The organism is Streptomyces shenzhenensis (assembly GCF_021462265.1).
Taxonomy (GTDB): domain Bacteria; phylum Actinomycetota; class Actinomycetes; order Streptomycetales; family Streptomycetaceae; genus Streptomyces; species Streptomyces shenzhenensis.
On record NZ_JAJONF010000002.1, the window covers coordinates 163,069 to 184,943 of the forward strand.

General features: G+C 71.7%; 18 protein-coding genes. 13 read left to right on the forward strand and 5 right to left on the reverse strand.

Features of this window, described 5'->3' with window-relative positions; genetic code table 11:
* Position 1: 1 nt before the first annotated feature.
* Together LQ326_RS03255 and LQ326_RS03260 are read right to left on the reverse strand one after the other, a co-directional pair.
* Positions 2 to 760: an SDR family oxidoreductase gene (locus LQ326_RS03255; protein ID WP_234532114.1), complete on the reverse strand. Its 759-nt coding sequence runs from the start codon at positions 758 to 760 to the stop codon at positions 2 to 4.
* A gap of 25 nt (positions 761 to 785) precedes the next feature.
* A complete protein-coding gene (locus LQ326_RS03260; protein WP_234532116.1) occupies positions 786 to 1,163 on the reverse strand; it encodes a hypothetical protein in 378 nt (125 codons plus the stop codon).
* A gap of 483 nt (positions 1,164 to 1,646) precedes the next feature.
* Between LQ326_RS03260 and LQ326_RS03265 the strand changes: the two genes are divergently transcribed.
* Together LQ326_RS03265 and LQ326_RS03270 are read left to right on the forward strand one after the other, a co-directional pair.
* Positions 1,647 to 1,820, forward strand: a complete 174-nt coding sequence (locus LQ326_RS03265) for a hypothetical protein (protein WP_107436349.1) — start codon at positions 1,647 to 1,649, stop codon at positions 1,818 to 1,820.
* A gap of 57 nt (positions 1,821 to 1,877) precedes the next feature.
* The gene (locus LQ326_RS03270) at positions 1,878 to 2,360 is read left to right on the forward strand and encodes a GNAT family N-acetyltransferase (protein ID WP_234532117.1); all 483 of its coding nucleotides are present in this window, start codon (positions 1,878 to 1,880) and stop codon (positions 2,358 to 2,360) included.
* Positions 2,361 to 2,403: 43 nt separating this feature from the next.
* Here LQ326_RS03270 and LQ326_RS03275 read toward each other — a convergent pair whose 3' ends face one another.
* The gene (locus LQ326_RS03275; RefSeq protein ID WP_234532118.1) at positions 2,404 to 3,747 is read right to left on the reverse strand and encodes an amidase; all 1,344 of its coding nucleotides are present in this window, start codon (positions 3,745 to 3,747) and stop codon (positions 2,404 to 2,406) included.
* 255 nt (positions 3,748 to 4,002) lie between these two features.
* Between LQ326_RS03275 and LQ326_RS03280 the strand changes: the two genes are divergently transcribed.
* Entirely contained in the window at positions 4,003 to 6,384 is a 2,382-nt protein-coding gene (locus tag LQ326_RS03280; protein WP_234532830.1) for an alpha-L-fucosidase, read from the forward strand.
* The gene (locus LQ326_RS03285; RefSeq protein ID WP_234532119.1) at positions 6,377 to 6,514 is read left to right on the forward strand and encodes a hypothetical protein; all 138 of its coding nucleotides are present in this window, start codon (positions 6,377 to 6,379) and stop codon (positions 6,512 to 6,514) included. The genes LQ326_RS03280 and LQ326_RS03285 overlap by 8 nt, the downstream gene beginning before the upstream one ends.
* Before the next feature lie 125 nt (positions 6,515 to 6,639).
* Here the strand turns inward: LQ326_RS03285 and LQ326_RS03290 are convergent, their stop codons facing one another.
* Positions 6,640 to 7,683, reverse strand: a complete 1,044-nt coding sequence (locus LQ326_RS03290; RefSeq protein ID WP_234532120.1) for a LacI family DNA-binding transcriptional regulator — start codon at positions 7,681 to 7,683, stop codon at positions 6,640 to 6,642.
* Between the two features lie 226 nt (positions 7,684 to 7,909).
* Here LQ326_RS03290 and LQ326_RS03295 point away from each other — a divergent pair, with 226 nt between their 5' ends.
* Genes LQ326_RS03295 through LQ326_RS03320 form a run of 6 tightly spaced genes read left to right on the forward strand, consistent with a single transcriptional unit; the run spans position 7,910 to position 17,307 of the window.
* Complete coding sequence (locus tag LQ326_RS03295; protein WP_234532122.1) at positions 7,910 to 9,202, forward strand: ABC transporter substrate-binding protein; 1,293 nt, start codon at positions 7,910 to 7,912, stop codon at positions 9,200 to 9,202.
* 7 nt (positions 9,203 to 9,209) lie between these two features.
* The gene (locus LQ326_RS03300) at positions 9,210 to 10,097 is read left to right on the forward strand and encodes a carbohydrate ABC transporter permease (RefSeq protein WP_234532123.1); all 888 of its coding nucleotides are present in this window, start codon (positions 9,210 to 9,212) and stop codon (positions 10,095 to 10,097) included.
* Positions 10,094 to 10,993: a carbohydrate ABC transporter permease gene (locus tag LQ326_RS03305; RefSeq protein WP_234532124.1), complete on the forward strand. Its 900-nt coding sequence runs from the start codon at positions 10,094 to 10,096 to the stop codon at positions 10,991 to 10,993. Before LQ326_RS03300 ends, LQ326_RS03305 begins: the two co-directional genes overlap by 4 nt.
* Before the next feature lie 26 nt (positions 10,994 to 11,019).
* Complete coding sequence (locus LQ326_RS03310) at positions 11,020 to 12,267, forward strand: glycoside hydrolase 5 family protein (protein WP_234532125.1); 1,248 nt, start codon at positions 11,020 to 11,022, stop codon at positions 12,265 to 12,267.
* The gene (locus LQ326_RS03315) at positions 12,264 to 14,270 is read left to right on the forward strand and encodes an endo-beta-N-acetylglucosaminidase (RefSeq protein WP_234532126.1); all 2,007 of its coding nucleotides are present in this window, start codon (positions 12,264 to 12,266) and stop codon (positions 14,268 to 14,270) included. Before LQ326_RS03310 ends, LQ326_RS03315 begins: the two co-directional genes overlap by 4 nt.
* Before the next feature lie 28 nt (positions 14,271 to 14,298).
* Complete coding sequence (locus LQ326_RS03320) at positions 14,299 to 17,307, forward strand: alpha-mannosidase (RefSeq protein ID WP_234532127.1); 3,009 nt, start codon at positions 14,299 to 14,301, stop codon at positions 17,305 to 17,307.
* 91 nt (positions 17,308 to 17,398) lie between these two features.
* Here LQ326_RS03320 and LQ326_RS03325 read toward each other — a convergent pair whose 3' ends face one another.
* Entirely contained in the window at positions 17,399 to 18,100 is a 702-nt protein-coding gene (locus LQ326_RS03325) for a FadR/GntR family transcriptional regulator (protein WP_234532128.1), read from the reverse strand.
* A 174-nt stretch (positions 18,101 to 18,274) separates the two neighbouring features.
* On the opposite strand from LQ326_RS03325, the gene LQ326_RS03330 reads away from it, so the two are divergent.
* The 3 genes from LQ326_RS03330 to LQ326_RS03340 are packed head-to-tail and all read left to right on the forward strand — an operon-like array spanning position 18,275 to position 21,874.
* On the forward strand, positions 18,275 to 19,345 hold the full coding sequence (locus LQ326_RS03330) for a sugar ABC transporter substrate-binding protein (RefSeq protein WP_234532129.1): 1,071 nt from the start codon (positions 18,275 to 18,277) through the stop codon (positions 19,343 to 19,345).
* Entirely contained in the window at positions 19,342 to 20,856 is a 1,515-nt protein-coding gene (locus tag LQ326_RS03335) for a sugar ABC transporter ATP-binding protein (RefSeq protein WP_234532131.1), read from the forward strand. Before LQ326_RS03330 ends, LQ326_RS03335 begins: the two co-directional genes overlap by 4 nt.
* A complete protein-coding gene (locus LQ326_RS03340; RefSeq protein WP_234532141.1) occupies positions 20,849 to 21,874 on the forward strand; it encodes an ABC transporter permease in 1,026 nt (341 codons plus the stop codon). Before LQ326_RS03335 ends, LQ326_RS03340 begins: the two co-directional genes overlap by 8 nt.
* The last annotated feature ends 1 nt before the right edge of the window (position 21,875 follow it).

Sequence of the window (21,875 nt, forward strand, 5' to 3'; positions counted from 1 at the left end):
CCTACGTGGTGGTGCGTGCCGCCCGGACCCGGGTACCGCCGTCCACCACCAGGTCCGCTCCGGTCACCCACCGCGCGGCGTCCGAGCACAGCCACAGCACCGCCCCCGCCACGTCCTCCGGCTCGCCGATCCGCCCCATCGGGAGCCCCGCCGCGATCTCGTCCTCCCGCGGCTCCCACATGAAGCGGGCCATCTCGGTGCGGACCAGGCCCGGTGAGACCGAGTTGACGCGTACCCGGGGGGCCAGTTCGCCCGCCAGTTGCCGGGTCAGGTGCAGGAGTGCGGCCTTGCTGGTGCCGTACGCCCCCACGTGGGGGCCGACATGGGCCGCGCCCTCCGTGCAGATGTTGACCACCGAGCCGCCGTGCTCCCGCATCCAGCCCCGCCACGCGCACTGCGTCAGCCGCAGCGGTGCCTCCACGTTGACCGTGAACGCCTCCCGCCACACGCCCAGGTCGGCGTCCATGAGCGAGCCGTACGGGCGGTTGGTCGCCGCGTTGTTGACGAGGATGTCCAGCCGCCCGAACTCGGTCAGCGCCAGCCGGGTCAGCTCCCGGGCGTGCTCAGGCTCGGCGACGCTGCCCGGCAGGCCGACCCCGCCCAGCTCCGCGGCCGTACGCCGCACCTCGTCCGCGTCCCGCGCGCTCACGCACACCAGCGCACCGGCCGCCGAGAGCGCCTCGGCGACCGCGCGCCCGATCCCGCGCGTGCCGCCGGTGACGACGGCCGCCCTGCCCCTGAACCCGTACGACGACGTCATCGCCGTACCGTCTCATGACGGACCGTCAGTCAACAGCCCCCAGACGGGAGTTGCGGGCGGCGACCAGTTCCAGGACGGTCCGCCAGTCCTCCAGGACGCCCGCGTCGAAGCGTGCGGTGCGGCTCTCCTCGTCGGCCTGGCGCAGTCGCAGCACGTCGTCGTGGGTGGCGGCGCCGTCCCCGCGGACGAGGTGGTAGACGCGTTCCCCGAGCAGGTGGCGTACCGCGTGCGCGGCGCCGTCGGCGGGGCCCGGCGGTTCCTTGATGCCGTGCACCAGGCCGGCGACCTGGAGCTCCTTGTCGGCGGGGCGGCCGCGGCGCAGCAGTGCCGCGGTGCGCAGGGCGCGCTGGTGCCGGCAGGCGTACAGCAGATCCATCAGCTCCTCGACGCTGCGCAGCTCCATGCGTCAGTCCTTCCGCGAGACAGCCGTTGTCCTGCGCCATCGGATCAGGTCGAGTTTTCGACCCGGCCAACGCGGGCTGAACTGCGCAGCCCGTGAAGAAAGCGCAGACCTGTTTGTTCGAAGAGATGTTCGTGCGGCGGGCTGGGCGGGTGGCGGACGAAAAGAGCATTGTGGTACAAGAGGGTGCAATTCCGGGTCATCGACGTGCGCAATGACTCGCGATAGTTACACCTTGTTTGCACTCCCGATCGAGCGGACCCCTGCTCATTTGGTTAACCTAGGGGGGGCGGACAGCAACAAGGGGTCCCACCCACACCCACGGTCCGTCCCGGGACAAGCCGGTCGACCAGGCCTGCTCTCTTGTGAAGTACCGGCGCCACCGCGTCCGAACTGGCCTTCCATCCAGACCCGAGCGGGCGCCGGGCACCGGAACGCAGACCGTCCGGCACGCCCCGAGGGTGACCGACACATAAGGAGTGCGCGGTGACACCTGAGAAGACGAATCGCGAGCAGCGCCCCAAGGAACGCACGGAGCGCGCGGGCACCCGGCCCGGACAGCTCGGCAGCCTCGACGTGTGGGCCCGTTCCGCCCCGATCCGCCTCGCGGGTTACGAGGAGGACCTCGCCGAGCCCCACATCCTGCCGAGCGTGGACTGACCGCAGGGCTGTTCCGTCGCGATCGCCGACGCGCATGGGCGTGCGAGACTCACGCCCATGCTGATCAGAGAAGCCACCGCGGCCGACTGGCCGCAGATCTGGCCCTTCTGGCACCGGATCGTCGCCGCCGCCGAGACGTACGGATGGGACCCCGGCACCTCCGAGCAGGCGGCCCGCGCCCTGTGGATGGGCCCGGCGAAACGTGTCTACGTCGCCGAGGACCCCACCGGGACCGTCGTCGGCTCCGCCTACCTCACCCCCAACTACGGTGGCCCCGCCGCCGGCGTCGCCAACGCCGGCTTCATGGTCGATCCCGACCAGGGCGGCCGGGGCATCGGGCGCGCACTCGCCGAGCACGTCCTCGCCGAGGCCCGGGCGCACGGCTACCGGGCGATGGTCTTCAACGCCGTCGTCGAGACCAACCCCGCCGTGGCCCTGTGGACCTCCCTCGGCTTCACGATCCTCGGCACGGTCCCGCGCGCCTTCGACCACCCGAAACACGGACCGGTCGGCCTGCACATCATGTACCGAGCCCTGTGACCCGGCGGACCACCGCCTCGGGGTCCTTTCCGAGAGGCGGGCCCTAGCCGAGCGGCGCCGTCCGCTGCCACGGCCGGAGCGTCTCCAGTTGCCGGGCCACCTCCAGCAGGACCGCCTCCGAGCCCGGCCTGCCCACCAGTTGTACGGCGCAGGGGGCGCCCGAGGGCAGCGTGCCGAACGGGACCGACATGGCGGGCCAGCCGGTCAGGTTCCAGGCCGGGGTCAGCGGGGAGTGGCTGGTTCCGGCCAGGACGTTGCGCAGCCAGCCCCGCTGGTGCCAGGGGGCAGCGAGCGGAGCGTGGCGGGCCAGGGCCGGGGTGAGCAGCACGTCGTACTCGGCGAAGAACGGGGTGAGCCGGGCGCGCAGCCGCTCGCGGGCGTCGCCCACCCGCACCCCGCGCAGGAAGCGGCGCCCGACGGCCGCGTGCACCCGGGTCCGCCGGGCCAGCAGGGCGGGGTCCAGGCCCGCCGCGTCCACGGCTGTCCCGGCGGTCCAGTGCCGGAGCGCGGTGACCCCGATCGAGGTCGGATACGGCGGCTCGGCGCGCCGCAGCTCGTGCCCGGTGCCCGCCAGCAGCCCGGCCGCCTCCGTCACCGCCTTCGTATACGGCCTGCTCACGGTGGTCCCGACCAGCGGGCTGCGCAGCGAGACGGCGATCCTCCGCGGGGTGTGCTGCCCGGCGCTCTCGAACTCCCGCTGCGCCAGCACCGCGAGCATCAGCCGGGCGTCCGCCACGGTGGTCGCCAGCGGCCCGTTCTCCGACATGCCGAACCAGTCGCCGTTGCCGATCCCGGCCGGTACCACCCCGGATCCCGGTTTGATGGTGACCAGACCGCAGTTGGCCGCGGGGATGCGCAGCGAGCCCATGCCGTCGTTGCCGAGGGCGATCGGCGCGAGCCCGGCGGCGACCGCGGCCGCGCTGCCGCCCGAGGAGCCGCCCGCGCTGCGCCGGGTGTCCCACGGGTTGCGGGTGACGCCGTGAGCCCCCTCGGTGGTGCCGAAGACGCACAGCTCGGGCACGTTGGTCAGGCCGATGACCACCGCGCCCGCCGCCCGCAGCCGGGCCACGGTGACATGGTCCGCGTCGGCGGGCGCGTCCGGCATCGCGGCGGAACCGTCCAGATGCGCCTCGCCGCGCACCGCCAGATTGTCCTTCACCGCCAACGGCACCCCGGCGAGGGGAAGTCCGGCGAGGTCGGCGCGGGCCGCGACCTCGTCCGCCTCCGCGAGCGCCGCGTCCGCCCGGACCTTGCGGAAGGCGCCGATCCGCCCGTCCAGCCGGGCGATCCGCTCCAGATGCGCGGCGACCACGTCCCGGGGAGTGGCCCGCTTCTCGCGTACGGCGGCGGCTATGTCTGTGGCGGTCCGGCCGGCCCAGTCGGTCACGGGCGCTCCTCGGGGTGCGGAATGCGTCTTACTCGTCGGTACGAAAAGGCACTCTGCCTCGCCGCGGGCTCCGCGTCGAGGGGCTCGGCCGCTGGTCATGCGGAGCGGAGGGGCCGCGGAGCGGCCATCGGCGGCGGCACCTTTCCCTCAGGTCATCCGACGACTTGGTGAACTTCCGTTGGTGCGCGCCCCATTGACAGGATTCAGAGCCCGCTCGATCATCAGACATCCGATGAATGGAGCCGCGCAATGAGCATGTCTCCTAGTCCAAGACGACGTCAGGTCCTGGGGATCGCGGCGGGCGCCGCCGCGGCGGCCGCCCTGCCCCTGGCCGCGCCGACCGAAGCGCATGCCGCCGGGCCGGCCGAGGCCGGGCCGGCCGGTGCGCGGGTCCGGGCGGGGGAGGCGCCGTCCTGGGTTCCCGTCCCCGACCCGGTTCCCGTACCGCTCGACTCCCTCTATGACAACGATGGCATCGACACCGCCGCCGCCCAGGGCGGTGACTTCGACGGCTCCGGCTACACGTTCCCGGGCGAGGAACTCCCGGCCGGCCGCATCGAGGTCGACGGCGTCCCCTTCGACTTCCCGGCCGCCACCGCGGGCGCGAAGAACAACGTCGTCGCGCTGGGCCAGCGCCTGGACCTGCCCAAGGGCCGCTACCTGTCGGCCCTCTTCCTCACCGCCGGCAGCTACGGCAGCGCCTCCGGCACGGCCACCGTGCACTACGCCGACGGCACGACCAGCACCGCCACCCTGAGCGGCGGCGACTGGTACGCGGTGGGCGGCCCCCTGTCGGCGCCGTACCGCCGTCGGCCGGACGGCGGCAAGGACGAGCACAGCGTCGGGATCGGTACCTCGGAGGTGTGGATCGACCCGGGACGCGAGGCCGTCGCCCTCACCCTGCCGGTCACCAACCCGGCCGAGGCGGGCAAGACCGCCCTGCACGTCTTCGCGCTCTCCCTCCAGCCCGTCGCCCAGGGGCGGGCACTGGTCCTGCGCGACACCCGGTCCACCAGCTCGCTGCTCACCGCCACCGGCGCCCAGAGCGTCGAGGCCACCGTCGTCAACGCGGGCACCGTGGCGATCCTGGCGGGCGACGCGGTCTCCGTACGTGTCGACGTCCCCGGTGCCCGCACGGTCGAGCCCGCCCGCATCCGCCGCCTCGACCCCGGCGAACAGGCACGCGTCCACGTCGGCATCCGCAACCGCACGGGCACCGCGCCCGGCACCGCCGAGGACGGCACGGTGCGTGTACGCGGACGCGGCGCCCAGGCCGCCGCCCGGCGCGGCCCGCTGACGCTCGGCACCGCCGACTACCAGCCCACCGAGACCTCGCTGGCCGGCCACCGGGCGCCGTACTGGTTCAACGACGCCAAGTTCGGCATCTTCATCCACTGGGGCGTCTACTCGGTGCCCGCGTGGGCGCCGGTCGGGGTGCAGTACGCCGAGTGGTACTGGGACCAGATGCAGGACCCGGGCAACCCCACCCATGCCTACCACCGGGACACCTACGGCGCGGACTTCGCCTACGACGACTTCATCCCCCGTTTCACCGCCGAGAAGTTCGATCCGCGTGCCTGGGTGGAGCTGTTCCGGGACGCCGGAGCCCAGTACCACGTCCTGACCTCCAAGCACCACGAGGGCTTCGCCCTGTGGGACACCAAGGTCTCCGGCCGCAACGCCGTCCGACTGGGCCCCAGACGCGACCTGGTCAGGGAACTGTTCGACGCGTCCCGGCGCCACGCGCCCGAACTCCACCGCGGTCTCTACTTCTCCATGCCGGAGTGGTTCAACCCCGACAGCCCCTGGATGGGCCACGCCCCGCGCAACCCCTACACCCTGGATCCGCTGCCGTACACCGGATACACCGCGGGCAGGGACTTCGTGCGGGACTACCAGGCCCCGCAGCTGCTCGAACTGATCCACGGCTACGACCCGGAGATCATCTGGTGCGACATCGGCGGCGCCAACGACAGCGTCGACGTCCTCGCCGAGTACTTCAACCATGCCAAGAACCGCCACCGCCCCGTCGACGTGACCGTCAACGACCGTTCGGGCATCGGCTTCCACGACTACACGACACCCGAGTACACGACGTACGCCGACACGGTCGTCGCCAAGTGGGAGGCCAGCCGCGGCCTGGACCCCCGCAGCTACGGCTACAACCGGCAGACCCCGGACGACGCCTACATGACCGCCGAGGACGTCGTGCGCACTCTCGTCGACATCGTCTCCAAGAACGGCAACTTCCTCCTCGACATCGGCCCGCGCGCCGACGGCACCATCCCGGAGATCATGCAGACCCGGCTGCGCGAGACGGGCGCCTGGCTCGCCGTCAACGGCGAGGCGGTCTACGGCACCACGTACTGGTCGCGCATGGCCCAGCTCGGCGAGGACCTGCGGTTCACGGTCCGTCCGAACGAGGCCTTCTACATCCACTCCCTGACCCGGCCGGGTGCCAGGCTCACCGTCGAGGCGCCGGTACCCGTCCGCGCCGGCGACAAGGTGACGATGCTCGGTCACGGCCGGCCACTGACCTGGACCGTCACCGGCGGTGCCCTGGTGATCGACGTGCCCGAGGCGGCCCGCAAGGCGGGACAGCACGTGTGGGTGTTCAAGGTGGAGTGGCATGGGTGAGGCCGGGAAGAGGCGGCTGCCCCTCCTCGGAGCCGCGGCGGCGCCGGCCCCGCTGGTGGCGCGGGCCCCGGGGGTGGCGCGGGAGCGGCAGGCGGCCACGCCGGTCACCGTACCTGCGCTGACCGGCTGAACCCTGACGCGGGGGAGTCGTCCGACTCGCGGGCGCGCCTCGTCGCCTCCGGCGCGGCCGGGCACGGGGCCGCCGGCATCCTCGCCGCCGGCCCGCGGTGAACGAACCGCCACCCGGCTGAGCGCTCAGGCGCGCGCGGGTGCCGTGCTGCCCCGGACGGTCAGCCGGGGCACCGGCACCCGTACCGCCCGTGCCGCACCGCCGTCCAGCAGGGCCGTCAGCTCCCGTGCCGCCGTGCGGCCGAACGCGGTGCTGTCGCGGGAGAGGGCGGAGAGCCAGGGTTTGACCATGCGGCACAGGGCCGAGTCCTCCCAGGAGACGACCGAGACGTCGTCCGGTACCGCGTAGCCGAGTTCGGCGGCCGCCGCGACCCCGGCCACCGCCATCACGTCGTTGTCGTAGATCAGGGCCGTCGGGGACGGGCTCGCGCGCAGGACGCGGCGGGTGACGGCGGCGCCCTCGGCGTCGGAGTAGTCGGTGGTCACCGAGTGGACCTCGCCGAGACCGCGCCGGCCGGCCTCGGCGCGCAGGGTGCGGATCCGGCGCTGGGTGTGCGCGAGGCCGGGCAGGCCGGCGATGTGCACGATGCGCCGGTGGCCCAGCCCGGTCAGCTCGTCGACCACCGACGCCATCGCGGCCGCGTCGTCCGCCCACACCGTGGACAGTCCGGGGTGCCGGTCGTCGGGTGCGCCACCGATCACCACGGCGGGCAGGCCGAGTTCGTCGAGCAGGCCGGGACGGGGGTCGTCGGCGCGCGGATCCACCACCAGGACGCCGTCGACGCGGTGCTCCGCCCACCAGCGGCGGTAGACCGCGCACTCGTCGGCCACGTCCTCCGCCATCTGGAAGAGCAGCCCGAGATGGCGTTCGGCGAGCACCTCCTGGATGCCCGAGACCAGCTGGAGGAAGAAGGAGTCCACGCCCAGCGAGTGCGCCGGGCGGGCCAGGACGAAGCCGACCGTGGCCGCGCCCTCGCCGGACAGGGCGCGGGCGGCCGTGCTGGGGCGCCAGCCCAGCTGCTCGGCGACCCGCTGGACCCGGGCCCTGGTCGTCTCGGAGACCCCGGGGCGGCCGTTGAGCGCGAAGGAGACCGCGCTCTCGGAGACTCCGGCGCGGCGCGCGACGTCCTTCATCGTCGGCCGGCGCGCGGGGGTGCGTTTCTCCGCCAACTCAGTTCCTCATTCGGTCGGACCGCGCTCTGCTAATGCGCTTGAGTCCGCTCACTCTAAAGCGCATTAGTGATCGGCGGCAATGCGTTCGTAACACCTTTTTGACCTGGGGTTTCGCGCCACTAATGACTTTAGCTGCGCCGAATCCATTGACGGGATGCGGAAACGGCGTGCAAGGTCTGGCCCGGCACCTTCCGCCGATCCCGTCGCAAAGGAGCAACGGACCATGCGCATCTCCCGCAGAGCCTTCGCCCTCGCCGCTGCCGCCGTCCTCGCCCTGCCGCTGAGCGCCTGCGGTTCCGGGGGAGACGACGGCGGCTCCACCGACGCCTCGGGCAAGGTCGAGGGCGACATCACCTTCCAGACCTGGAACCTGCGGGCCAACTTCAAGCCGTACTTCGACGGCCTGGTCGCGGACTTCGAGAAGAAGTACCCGGGTACCAAGGTGAAGTGGATCGACCAGCCGGCCGAGGGCTACGCCGACAAGATCAGCGCAGACGCGGCCGGCGGCACCCTCCCCGACGTCGTCAACGTCTCCCCGGACCTGGTCGCCCCGCTCGCCAAGGCGGGCCTCGCACTCGACCTCGACAAGGCGGCGGCCAAGTACAAGTCCGAGTATCTGGCGGGCGCCTGGGCCAGCCACCGGATACCGGGGACGAGCGGCACGTACGCCTTCCCCTGGTACCTGAACACCGGCCCGCTCTTCTACAACAAGACGCTGTTCAAACAGGCCGGACTCGACCCGGAGCAGCCGCCCAAGACGTACGACGAACTCTTCGCCGACGCCCTGAAGATGGCCCAGCAGAGCGACGGCAAGGTCGCCACCCTCGCGAACGTGCCGACGATCGAGGACTTCGGACGCTACGGCTCGCAGCTGATGAACAAGGCGGGCACCGGGTTCGCCTTCAACGACGCCAAGGGGGTCGAACTGCTCACCAGGTACAAGGAGTTGTACGACGCCAAGGCGCTCGACCCGCAGGCGCTGACCGCGACCCCCGAGTCCACCGGCAAGAAGTTCCTCACCGGGGCCGTCGCCATGAACCCCGGCAGCGCCCTAGACCTCGACAACTTCAAGAAGCAGGCGCCGAGCCTGTACAAGAACATCGGCATCACCGACCAGATCACCAGCACCGGCCACGTCAACATGTACGTGATGGGCGTGATGGTCAACTCCCGGACCAAGCACACCGCCGCCGCCGTCGCCTTCGCGCACTTCGTGACCGACGCGCAGAACCAGATGTCCTTCGCCAAGAAGGTCGCCATCTTCCCCAGCACCGCCGGCTCCCTCGACGACCCGTACTTCACCAAGGAGGACGGCACCGACGAGACCCGGGTGCGCATCGCCGCCGCCAAGTCGCTGAAGAACGCGGTCAACTACACACCGGTCCTGTTCAGCGACCAGATGAAGACCGCGCTGCGCAACGAGGTCGCCAAGACGCTGCAGGGCAAGGAGAGCCCCAAGACGGCCCTCGACAACGCTGTCAAGGCCTGCGACCGGCTGCTCCAGCAGGAGGGCTGAGGACCCGATGGCCGACGTGACCCGCGTGCGGCGCCAACTCCCCACCAGCCCCTGGCTGTTCGCCGCCCCCGGGCTGCTGGTCGTCGGCGCCTTCGTGCTCTACCCGTTCGTCTCGACGGTGGTCAACTCCTTCACGGACCGCCGCACCCTGATCCCGGGGCACTTCGTCGGGCTCGCCAACTTCCGTGAGCTGATCCACGACGACATGTTCTGGACCGGCCTGCGCAACAGCACCCTGTACATCGCCGGGGTGGTCCCCGCCCTCGTCGTCCTGCCGCTGCTGCTCGCCCTGCTGGTGCAGAAGAACATCCCCGGCATCACCTTCTTCCGCTCCGCCTTCTACACCCCGGTCGTCGCCTCGATCGTCGTGGTCGGGCTCATCTGGGTGTGGCTGCTCGACGAACGCGGCCTGGTCAACTCGCTCCTTGAGACCGTCGGGATCGGCCGGATCGGCTTCCTCAGCGACCAGTGGCTGCTCCTGCTCAGCGCGATGGCGGTCACGGTCTGGAAGGGCCTCGGCTACTACATGATCATCTATCTCGCGGCGCTCGCCAACGTGCCGCGCGAACTGCACGAGGCCGCCGCCGTGGACGGCGCCGGCGCGGTCCGGCGCTTCCTCACCGTCACCGTGCCCGCCGTCCGCTCCACCATGGTGCTGGTCGCAGCGCTCTCCTCGGTCGCCGCCTTCAAGACGTTCTCCGAGGTCTACCTGCTGGCAGGCCCGGACGGCGGTCCGGCCGGCGAGGACACCACCCTCGTGATGCTCGTCCAGCAGACCGGCACCGGACTGACCGGCCGGGTCGGCTACGCCTCCGCGCTCTCCGTCGTCGTCTTCGTGGTGACGGTGGCGCTGATGCTCCTCGTGCTGCGCGCAGACCGGAGGGAGCGGACATGACCGTCACCGAGGAACGCGTGCGGACCGTGCCCCCGGCGAAGGAGGCGCGCGTCACCGACGAACACGGCCGCCGCATCCGGATCGGCGAACTGGTCCTGCGCTACGCCCTGCTGCTGCTCGTCCTGGCCGTGACCGTCGGCCCGTTCCTGTGGCAGCTGTCCACCTCGCTCAAGGGCCCGACCGAGGACATCTTCGGCTCGCCGCCCGGCTTCCTGCCGGAACACCCCACGCTGCACAACTACCAGCGGGTCGCAGACACCATCCCCGTCTGGGACTACGCCCTCAACTCCCTGAAGGTCGCCGGCGCGAGCGTGGTCACCAACTGCGTCGGATCGGCACTCGCCGGCTACGCCCTGGCCCGGCTGCGCTACCGCGGCCGCGGGATCGCCACCCTCGTCTTCGTCCTCGCGATGCTCGTGCCGGTGGAGGGCATCATCATCGCCCAGTTCACCACCATGCGCGAACTCGGCCTCAACAACACCCTGATCGGCGTCGTCCTGCCCGGCTGCGTCGGCGCCATGAACGTGCTGCTGATGCGCAACGCCTTCCTCAACCTGCCGTACGAGATCGAGGAGGCCGCCTACGTCGACGGCGCCAACGCGTGGCAGCGGTTCCTGCGGATCGCCCTGCCGTCGGTCAGGGGCACCCTCGCCGTCGTCGCGATCTTCGCCTTCATGGGTGCCTGGGACGACTTCCTGTGGCCCCTCATCGTGCTCAGCGACCCCTCCAAGTTCACCCTCACCATCGGCCTCAACTACCTGCACGGCACCTTCGCCAACGACGAACGCCTCGTCGCCGCCGGCACCGTGATCGCCGTGGCCCCGCTCATCGCCCTGTTCGCCTGCCTCCAGCGGTACTTCTTCCGCGGGGTCGGCGAAGGCGCCGTCAAAGGCTGAACGCCCCGTTCCCACGAGGAGACCGCATGCCTCCTGCCGTGCGCTTCGGCGTCAACTACACCCCCAGCGAAGGGTGGTTCCACCACTGGCTCGACTTCGACCCGGACTCCGTGCGCGCCGACCTCGACTCGATCGCCGCACTCGGCCTGGACCACATCCGGGTCTTCCCGCTGTGGCCCTACTTCCAGCCCGACCGCACCCTGATCCGGCCCCGCGCCGTCGAGCAGCTCCTCGCCCTCGCCGACGCGGCCGCCGAGCGCGGCCTGGACGTCAACGTCGACGGCCTCCAAGGGCACCTGAGCAGCTTCGACTTCCTGCCTGCCTGGACCCGCACCTGGCACCGGCGCAACCTCTTCACCGACCCCGACGTCGTCGAGGGCGAGGCCGCCTACCTGCGCACCCTCGCCGCGGCCCTCGCGGACCGGCCCAACTTCATCGGGATGACGATCGGCAACGAGGTCAACCAGTTCGCCGCGGGCCCGCACCCGGACCCGGACCGGATCAGCGCCGCGCAGGCGGAGGCATGGCTGGTCCGGCTGCTGGACGCCTGCGCCGACGGCGCCCCCGGCCGGCCGCACCTGCACGCCTCCTACGACGCCGCCTGGTACCAGGACGACCAGCCTTTCACCCCCGCCCACTCGGCCCGCCTCGGCGAGATCACCGCCGTGCACTCCTGGGTGTTCAACGGCACCGCCCAGCGGCACGGCCGGACCGCCCTCCAGACCGAGCAACACGCCGCGTATCTGGTCGAGTTGAGCAAGGCCTGGGCCGAGGAGGCGCACCGGCCCGTCTGGCTCCAGGAGGTGGGCGCGCCCGCGCCGCTGATCCCCGCCGAGCACGCGGCCGCCTTCGCCGAGGCGACGATCACCGCCGTACTGGACTGCCCCGACCTGTGGGGCGTCACCTGGTGGTGCTCCCACGACGTCAGCCGTAGCCTCGCCGACTTCCCCGAACTCGAATACGGGCTCGGCCTGATGACCAACGACCGCAAACCCAAGGACATCGCCCACGCCCTCGCGGCGGCCGAGCCCAGGGGGGCGAGGACGCGCGGCACCGCGCTCGTCGTGCCCTCCGACCCGGCCGTGCGCTCCCGGTGCGCACCCGGCGGGCCCGTCTTCGACGCCTGGTTCCGGCTCGCCGCCGACGGCGCCCGCCCCACAACCGTCCTCGACACCCGCGCGGCCGACCGGGCGCATCTCGCCGCGCGCGGCATCACCGAAGTCGTCACGCCCGATCAGGTACTCCCCACCCCACAAGGAGGCACCCGCTCGTGAACCCCAGCAGACGCACCGTCCTCGTCGCCGCCACCGCGGCGGCCTTCCTGCCCGCCCCGGCCGCCGCTGCCGGCACCCCGAAGGCAGCGGCGGCGGCCACCCCGCCGTACGCCTCGTACTGGTATCCGGACTCGTTCCCCTCCGGCAGTCCGGGCAGCGGGATCACCTGGCGCAGTCTGAAGACCTGGACGGCGGCCGGCGACCCCGACCTCGCCTTCAACGCCGCCTCCGTGCCGCTCGCCGCCCGCTTCACCCCGACCCCCGCCAACACCACCGCCCGCTCCGGCCAGGCCCGCGTCCAGGCACTGGTGTCCTTCGGCCCCACCTCGAGCAACCCCTCCCAGGGCTCGGCCACCGCCGACTACTACGCCCTCACCCACTGGGCGTACCTCGACGAGCTGGTCTTCTGGGGCGGTTCGGCGGGAGAGGGGCTGATCCTCGCCCCGAACGCGCCGATCGTGGACGCGGCCCACCGGCACGGCGTGCCCGTCCTCGGCAACGTCTTCCTGCCGCCCACCGCCTACGGCGGCCAGCTCCAGTGGACCCGCGACCTGGTCCAGAGGGACGCCGGCGGACACTACCCGCTCGCCGCCCAGCTCGTCGCGGTGGCCGCCGCCCACGGCTTCGACGGCTGGTTCGTGAACGCCGAGACCGGCGGCGGCGACACCGCCCTCGGCACCGCCGTGCTCGGCTTCCTCAAGGAGCTCACATCCCTCGCGGCCGCGCAGGGACAGCGGATCACCTGGTACGACGCGATGACCGTCAGTGGCACGGTCAGCTGGCAGGGCGCGCTCGACAGCCAGAACCAGCCCTTCTTCCAGGCCGCCGACGACATGTTCGTCGACTTCCGCTGGAGCGCCTCCACCCTCGCCTCCTCGGGCACCAAGGCGGACCGGCTCGGCCGCAGCCGCTACGAGTTGTGGGCCGGGATCGACGTCGAGTCGGGCGGGTCCGACACCTTCGTGAACTGGGACGCGATCGTGCCCGGCGGCTCGGCGCACGTCACGTCCATCGGCTTCTACCGGCCCGAGTGGACCCGCAACCACCTGCCCGCGACCCGCACCCCCGGCGACTTCCACGCCGCCGACGACCGGTTCTGGACCGGTCGGTCACTGGACCCGTCCCGGCCCGACGGCACGGATCCCTGGCGGGCGCCGGCCGTGTCGGTGGCGGACCGGTCCACGGTCTCGGCGGTGCCGTTCGCGAGCGTGTTCAACACCGGGCACGGGCTGCGCTGGTACGAGGACGGCGAGGTCGCCTCCGACACGCCCTGGAACCACCTCGGCCTGCAGGACCGGCTGCCGTCCCGGCGGTGGGCGGTCCGGACGGCGGGTACCAGACCCACCGTGACCTTCGACTTCGCGGACGCCTGGCGGGGCGGCAGCAGCGTGCTGGTCGACGGCGCGCTGGACCGGCCCACGGTACTGGACCTCTACGCGACGCGGCTCCCGGTCACGGCACAGACGGTCGCCGAGCTGACGTACCGGACCGACGCCGGCGGCGTGGCCGTCGAGCTCGCCGTCGCCACCGCGGAGCCGGCCGCCGCCGGCGCGGCACCGCCGTACACCTATCTGCCGGTGACCGCCCCGGGCGACGGCTGGACCACCGTGACCGTCCCGCTGACCGGCCTCTCCGGCAGCGTCCACGCCCTCGGCGTCCGCCTCACCGCGACCGCCGGGCCCGTGCGCTGGCGGCTCGGCGGCATCGCCGTACGGGAGGCGGTGAGCACGCCCGCCGCCCCGGCCGGCCCGCGGATCACCGCGGCCGACGGCGGCAGCCTCCGCCTGGCCTGGGACGCGGCGCCCGGTGCCGTGCGGCACTACACCCTGCACCGCCTCCTGAACGACGGCACCCGGCGCTTCCTCGGCGCCACCGCCCAGCGGGCCTTTTTCCTGACCGGCCTGCGGCCGGAGCAGCAGGAGACCGCGGCGCGGTTCGAAGTGCGGGCCGTAGGGGAGCTGTACACCACGTCGGACCCCGTGACCGTCACGCACACCTGGTAACCGGTACCCAACAAACGGAGCACCCCACATGCATGACGACCGCAGCCTGGTCGAAGCCCGCCTCAAGCGCGTCCTCGACGAGCGCATCCGTCCCGCCGTGTACCCCGAGTCCGTGCCGCTCGACGTGGCGGTGTGGCACGCGCCCGGCGAGCCCGTGCCGGTCGCCGAGGGGCTCGCCGCCGAGCCCGAACCGATCGCGGTGGGCGTCCGGTGGGGTGCTCCGTGGGGCACCAGCTGGTTCCGGGTGACCGGGACCGTGCCCGAGGAGTGGGCCGGACGGACCGTGGAGGCACTGCTCGACCTCGGGTTCGACGAGAACATGCCCGGCTTCCAGTGCGAGGGCCTGGTCTACCGGCCCGACGGCAGCCCGGTGAAGGGCCTCAACCCCCGCAACCAGTGGGTCCGCGTCGGCACCCCGGTGGCGGGCGGCGAGGAGGTACGGCTCCACATCGAGGCCGCCTCGAACCCCGTCATTCTCGACTACCACCCCTTCCGGCCCACCTGGCTCGGCGACAAGGACACCGCCGGGAACCAGCCGCAGTACACGCTCACCCGGATGGACCTCGCCGTCTTCGACGAGACCGTGTGGCAGCTCGTCGTCGACCTGGAGGTGCTCGGCGAGCTGATGGCGGAGCTGCCGGCCGACGCGCAGCGCCGGTACGAGATCCTGCGCGCGGTCGAGCGGGCACTGGACGCCATCGACCTCCAGGACGTGAACGGCACGGCGGCCGGGGCCCGTTCACGTCTCGCCGGGGTCCTGTCCGCCCCCGCCGTACCCTCCGCCCACCGGATCAGCGCGGTCGGGCACGCACACATCGACTCGGCGTGGCTGTGGCCGCTGCGCGAGACGGTCCGCAAGGTGGCCCGCACCACGGCAAACATGACCGCCCTCATCGAGGACGAGCCGGACTTCGTGTTCGCCATGTCCCAGGCCCAGCAGTGGGCCTGGGTCAAGGAGCACCGGCCCGAGGTCTGGGCACGGGTGAAGAAGGCGGTCGCCGAGGGCCGGTTCGTGCCGGCCGGCGGGATGTGGGTGGAGTCGGACACCAACATGCCGGGATCCGAGGCGATGGCCCGTCAGTTCGTGCACGGCAAGCGGTTCTTCCTGGACGAGTTCGGCATCGAGAACGACGAGGCCTGGCTGCCCGACACCTTCGGCTTCGCGGCCGGCCTCCCGCAGATCATCAGGGCGGCGGGATCGACCCGCCTGCTCACCCAGAAGATCTCCTGGTCCCAGACGAACAGGTTTCCGCACCACACCTTCCAGTGGGAGGGCATCGACGGCACCCGTGTCTTCACCCACTTCCCGCCCGTCGACACCTACAACTGCTCCATGAAGGGCAGCGAACTCGCCCACGCCGCCCGCAACTTCAAGGACAAGGGCCGCGCCCGGCACTCCCTCGCCCCCACCGGCTGGGGCGACGGGGGCGGCGGCACGACCCGCGAGATGGTCGCCAAGGCGGCCCGGGTACGGGACCTGGAAGGCTCGCCGACGGTCGTCTGGGAGACCCCCGCTGACTTCTTCGCCAAGGCCGAGGCCGAATACCCGGATCCGCCCGTCTGGGTCGGCGAGCTCTACCTCGAACTCCACCGCGCCACCCTCACCAGCCAGGCGAAGACCAAGCAGGGCAACCGGCACAGCGAACACCTCCTGAGGGAAGCCGAGCTGTGGGCGGCGACGGCCGCCGTGCGCACCGGATTCCGCTACCCCTACGAGGACTTGGACCGCATCTGGAAGACGGTCCTGCTCCACCAGTTCCACGACATCCTGCCGGGCTCGTCGATCGCGTGGGTGCACCGGGAGGCCAGGGCGACGTATCAGCGGATCGCCGCCGAACTGAACGAGATCATCGACGGGGCCCAGCGCGCGCTGGCGGGCGAGGGGGACCGGCCACTGGTGTTCAACGCGGCGCCGCACACGAGGAACGGTGTGGCCGCCGGGGGCGCGGCCCCGGGACAGCCGGCCGGCGGTGTGACGGTGTCGAAGCGGCCCGCGGGCGGGTACGTGCTCTCCAACGGCCTGCTGCGGGTGGAGATCGACGCCCGCGGTCTGGTCGTGTCGGCGTACGACCTCGACGCCGACCGCGAGACCGTCGCCCCCGGCACGGCCGCCAACCTGCTCCAACTCCACCCGGACTTCCCCAACATGTGGGACGCCTGGGACGTGGACGCCTTCTACCGCAACGCGGTCACGGACCTGGTGCGGACCGACGAGCTGACGGCCGGCGAGGAGGGCGTCAGGATCGTGCGGTCCTTCGGCTCGTCCCGGGTCACCCAGGTGCTGTCCCTCGCGCCGGGGGAGCGCCGTCTGCTGATCGACACGGAGGTGGACTGGCACGAGACGGAGAAGTTCCTGAAGCTGGCGTTCCCGCTCGATCTGCACGCCGAACGGTACGCGTCCGAGACCCAGTTCGGGCACTTCCACCGCCCGACCCACACCAACACCTCGTGGGAGGCCGCGAAGTTCGAGGCCTGCAACCACCGCTTCATCCACCTGGACGAACCGGGCTGGGGCGTGGCCGTTGTCAACGACTCGACCTACGGCCACGACGTGACGCGCAGCGTCCGCACGGACGGCGACAAGGGGACGACGACCACGGTCCGGGTCTCACTCCTGCGCGCTCCGCGCTTCCCCGACCCCGAGACCGACCAGGGCGTCCACCGCTTCCGCCACGCACTGGTACCGGGCGCGGGAATCGCGGACGCGGTCCGGGAGGGGTGGCGGATCAACCTGCCGGAGCGCCGGGTGACCGGAGCACGGGAGGTGGCCCCGCTGGTGACGGTCGACAACGACGCGGTGGTGATCACGGCCGTGAAGCTGGCGGACGACGGCAGCGGCGACGTGGTGGTCCGCTTCCACGAGGCTCATGGGGGCAGGGCTCGTGCCTCGTTGACCGCGGGCTTCGAGATCGCGGATGTCACGGCGACGGACCTCCTGGAGCGCCCGCTCCCCGACGCGCCTGAGCACGCCGGCAACAGTGTCGGACTGCGCCTGCGCCCGTTCGAGCTGGTGACTTTGCGACTCCGGCGAGCCTGAGCGCCCCGTCAGGGGCGCGGGGCGGTATTCGTCCGCGGCTCCGCCGTGTGGGCGCGACCAGCCCCCACGCCCCCGTGGTCGCCCCTCTGCACTAGGCACCGAGCTGTGCGCGCAGCCACTCCTCCACCTCACCCACATGCGCGGCCGCCGCCGCCCTCGCCGCCTCCGGGTCCCGGGCGACGAGGGCCCGGTGGATCGCGGCGTGCTCCCGACGCGTCCTCGCGAACGCCCCCTCCTCCTCGTACCCCCGCCACACCCGGGCCCGGAACGTCCGCGACGACAGTCCCTCCAGGATCGCGGCCATCGTGTCGTTCCCCGCGGCACCCGCGATCACCCGGTGGAAGGCGAGATCGTGCGCCAGGATCTCCTCGGGATCGTCCGTCGCGTTCATCGCCGCCAGGTGTTTCTCCACCTCGGCCAGCTGATCGGCCGTGATCCGCGCCGCGGCCAGTGCCGTCGCCGTCGACTCCAGTACCCGCCGCACCTCCAGCAGCTCCACCAGCTGCGGCCCGCGGGACAGGTCGGCGACCACGCCGAACGTCTCCAGCAGGTCGCCCGCTTCCAACTGGGTGACGTAGATACCGGAGCCGTGCCGGGCCTCCAGGACGCCCAGGACCGTCAGCGCGCGGATCGCCTCGCGCATGGAGCTGCGGGACATGCCCAGCTGGGCGGCGAGATCCCGTTCCGTCGGCAGCCGCTGGCCGGGCTCCAGACGGCCCTCCGCGATCATCGCCTTGATGCGCTCGATGGCGCGCTGCGTCACCGTGCCCTTCTGGGGCGCCGTCTCGTCCACACCGCTCTCCTGTCGCCGGTGCGCCGCAGTCTAATCAGCAAGGTGGTCGGACCACTACCACCCGTTCGACGCCTCATCGACGGGAAAATGGCGTCTGCGGGGTGTTGGATTCGCCGAGTGGTCTGATAAGTATGCGGGCATCTGCTCGAACACGCTCGATGAGGAGCCGCCCAGATGCCCGGCAGAACACTGAGGAAGCGGAACAGGTCCCGGATCATCGGCGCGACGGCCGTGGCCGTCGGAGCCTCGCTCGCGCTCGCCGCCTGCGGCAGCACGAAGGACACCGGCAGCGCCACCGCGGGCGGTGGTGGTACGGGCCAGGTCGGAGTGATCCTGCCCCTGCTGACCTCGCCGTTCTGGCAGTCGTACAACGACTACGTGCCCAAGACGGCGAAGTCCGAAGGCGTGGACGCGCTGAAGACGGTCAACTCGAACAGCGACCCCTCGCAGCAGATCACCGACATCAACAACGAGCTCAACCAGGGCGTCAAGGGCCTGGTCGTGGCTCCGCTGGACAGCGCGGCCATCGAGGCGGGCCTGGACCAGGCCGAACGCAAGGGCGTGCCGGTCGTCGCCGTGGACGTGGCGCCGGACAAGGGCAAGGTCGCCATGGTGGTGCGCGCCGACAACGTCGCCTACGGCACCAAGGCCTGCGACTACCTCGGCCGGCACGTCACCTCCGGCAAGGTCGTGCAGATCATGGGCGACCTGGCCTCGGTCAACGGCCGGGACCGCTCCGAGGCGTTCCGCTCCTGCGTGAAGAAGAGGTACCCGAAGCTCAAGGTCCTGGAGATCCCCGCCAAGTGGGAGTCCGACACGGCCGCTGCCCAGCTGGGCACCCTCCTCAACGCCAACCCCGACATCAAGGGCATCTACCTGCAGGCCGGCGGTGTCTACCTCGCGCCGACCCTGCAGACCCTGAAGTCCAAGGGCATGCTCAGGACGGCCGGCCGGAGCGGGCACATAGTGATCGTCTCCAACGACGGCATCCCGCAGGAGTTCGACGCCATCCGCAAGGGCCAGATCGACGCGACCGTCTCCCAGCCCGCCGACGCCTACGCCAAGTACGGGATGTACTACATCAAGGCGGCGATGGAGGGGAAGACGTTCGAGCCGGGTCCGACCGACCACGACTCCACCATCGTCAGGCTGCCCAGCGGCATCCTGGAGGACCAGCTGCCCGCACCCCTGGTCACCAAGGACAACGTCGACGACCCCAAGCTCTGGGGCAACACGGTCAAATGAGCACGCCACTCGTTGAGGCCCGGGACATCGTCAAGCGGTACGGCCCCACCGTCGCCCTCGCCGACGGCCGGCTCACCGTGCTGCCCGGCGAGTCCCATGCCCTCGTCGGCCGCAACGGCGCCGGCAAGTCCACCCTGGTCAACGTCCTCACCGGCCTCCAGGCCCCGGACGAGGGCACGGTCCGTTTCGACGGCGAGCCCGCGCCCCCGCTCGCCGACCGGGACGCCTGGCGGCGCAAGGTCGCCTGCGTCTACCAGAAGCCCACCGTCGTACCGGAGCTGACGGTCGCCGAGAACCTGTTCATCAACCGGCAGCCGCTGCACCGCGGTCTCATCAGCTGGCGGCGACTGCGCGGCGAGGCGGCGGCCCTCCTCGACACCTGGGACGTCCATGTCGACCCCGAGGCGCGCACCGCCGACCTCAAGGTCGAGGACCGGCAGATGGTCGAGATCGCCCGGGCGTTGAGCTTCGGCGCCCGGTTCATCGTCCTCGACGAACCGACCGCCCAGCTCGACAACCGCGAGATCGAGCGGCTGTTCGGCCGGATGCGGGCGCTCCAGGACTCGGGCGTGACCTTCCTGTTCATCTCGCACCACCTCCAGGAGGTCTACGAGGTCTGCCAGACCGTGACCGTGCTGCGTGACGCCCGCTGGATCACCACCGCCCCCGTCGCCGACCTGCCCAGGACCGCCCTGGTGGAGGCGATGGCGGGGGAGGCCGTCACCCGGCAGGAGCAGACGGCACGGGACGCGGTGGCCGCCGAGGCACCCGTCGTCCTCACCGTCAGCGGGCTCACCTCCGAGCAGTACGACGGCATCGACCTCACCGTCCGCAGTGGCGAGGTCGTCGGCCTCGCCGGGACCAGCGGCAGCGGCAAGGTGGAACTCGCCGAGACCATCGCCGGGTTGCGCACCCCGGCCGGCGGAACCGCACGACTGCGGGAGAGGCAACTGCCGTTCGGTGACGTGCGGGCCGTGCTCGAGGCGGGCGTCGGCTTCGTGCCCCGCGACCGGCACGAGCAGGGCCTGGTGGCCGGCCTGAGCATCGGCGACAACGCCACCATGACCGTACTGGACCGGCTGGGCCGCGGCGGGTTCGTCGGCACCGACCGCAAGCGCCGCTTCGCCGCCCGCCTGATCGAACGCCTCGACATCCACGCCGAGGGCCCCGGGCAGCCCGTCTCCGACCTGTCCGGCGGCAACGCGCAGAAGGTCGTCATGGCCCGTGCCCTCGCCTCCGACCCCCGGCTGCTCGTCCTCGTCAACCCCACCGCGGGCGTCGACGTGAAGTCCAAGGAGTCCCTGCTGGCCCGGGTCGACAGCGCCCGTGAGGACGGCACCGCCGTGCTGGTCGTCTCCGACGAACTCGACGACCTGCGCCGCTGCGACCGCGTCCTCGTCCTCTTCCACGGCCGGATCGTCGCCGAACACCCGGCCGGCTGGCACGACCACGAGCTGATCGCCTCCATAGAAGGAGTGGACTCCATGCCCGAAGGAGTGGACCATGGCTGAGACCAAGGCCCCGCCGCTCACCCCGGTGCGCTCCCCGGACACCCGTCCGGCCCGTACCGTCATCCTGCGCCGGGCCCGTGAACTCGCCCTCGTCCCGGCCCTGGTGCTGCTCATGGCGCTCGGTGCGGTGGTCAACGACTCGTTCCTCACCGAGCGCAACCTGATCTCCATCCTCGGTGCCTCCGCCGCCCTCGCGATGGTGGTGCTCGCCGAGTCGCTGGTCCTGATCACCGGCAAGTTCGACCTGTCGCTGGAGTCGGTCGTCGGGATCGCGCCCGCCGTCGGCGCGCTGCTCGTCCTGCCGTCGGCCGAGTCCGGCTGGGGCACCGGGTTCCCCGCCGCCCTCGCCATGGTCGCCATCCTGGCCGTCGGCGCGGCGGTCGGCGCCTTCAACGGCATCCTGGTCGTGAAGTTCAAGCTCAACGCCTTCATCGTGACGCTGGCGATGCTGATCGTGCTGCGTGGTGTGCTGGTCGGCGCCACCCAGGGCAAGACCCTGTTCGGGATGCCCGACGGCTTCTTCACCCTGGCCACCACCACCTTTCTCGACGTCCCGCTCTCGGTGTGGCTCGCGGCGGCCGCCTTCGCGCTCACCGGGCTGGTGCTGAAGTACCACCGGGTCGGCCGCGCCCTGTACGCCATCGGCGGCAACGCCGACGCCGCCCGCGCCGCCGGCATCCGTGTCGACCGCGTGATGCTCGGGGTGTTCGTGGTGGCCGGGGTCCTCGCCTCGGTCGGCGGGATCATGCAGACCGGGTACGTGGGCGCGATCAGCGCCAACCAGGGCAACAACATGATCTTCACGGTGTTCGCGGCGGCGGTGATCGGCGGCATCAGCCTGGACGGCGGCAGGGGCACCATGTTCGGCGCCCTGACCGGCGTACTCCTGCTGGGCGTCGTGCAGAACCTGCTCACCCTGGCGCAGGTGCCGTCGTTCTGGATCCAGGCCATCTACGGCGGCATCATCCTCGTCGCCCTCATGATCGCCCGTGTCACCACGGGACGGGCCCAGGACTGAC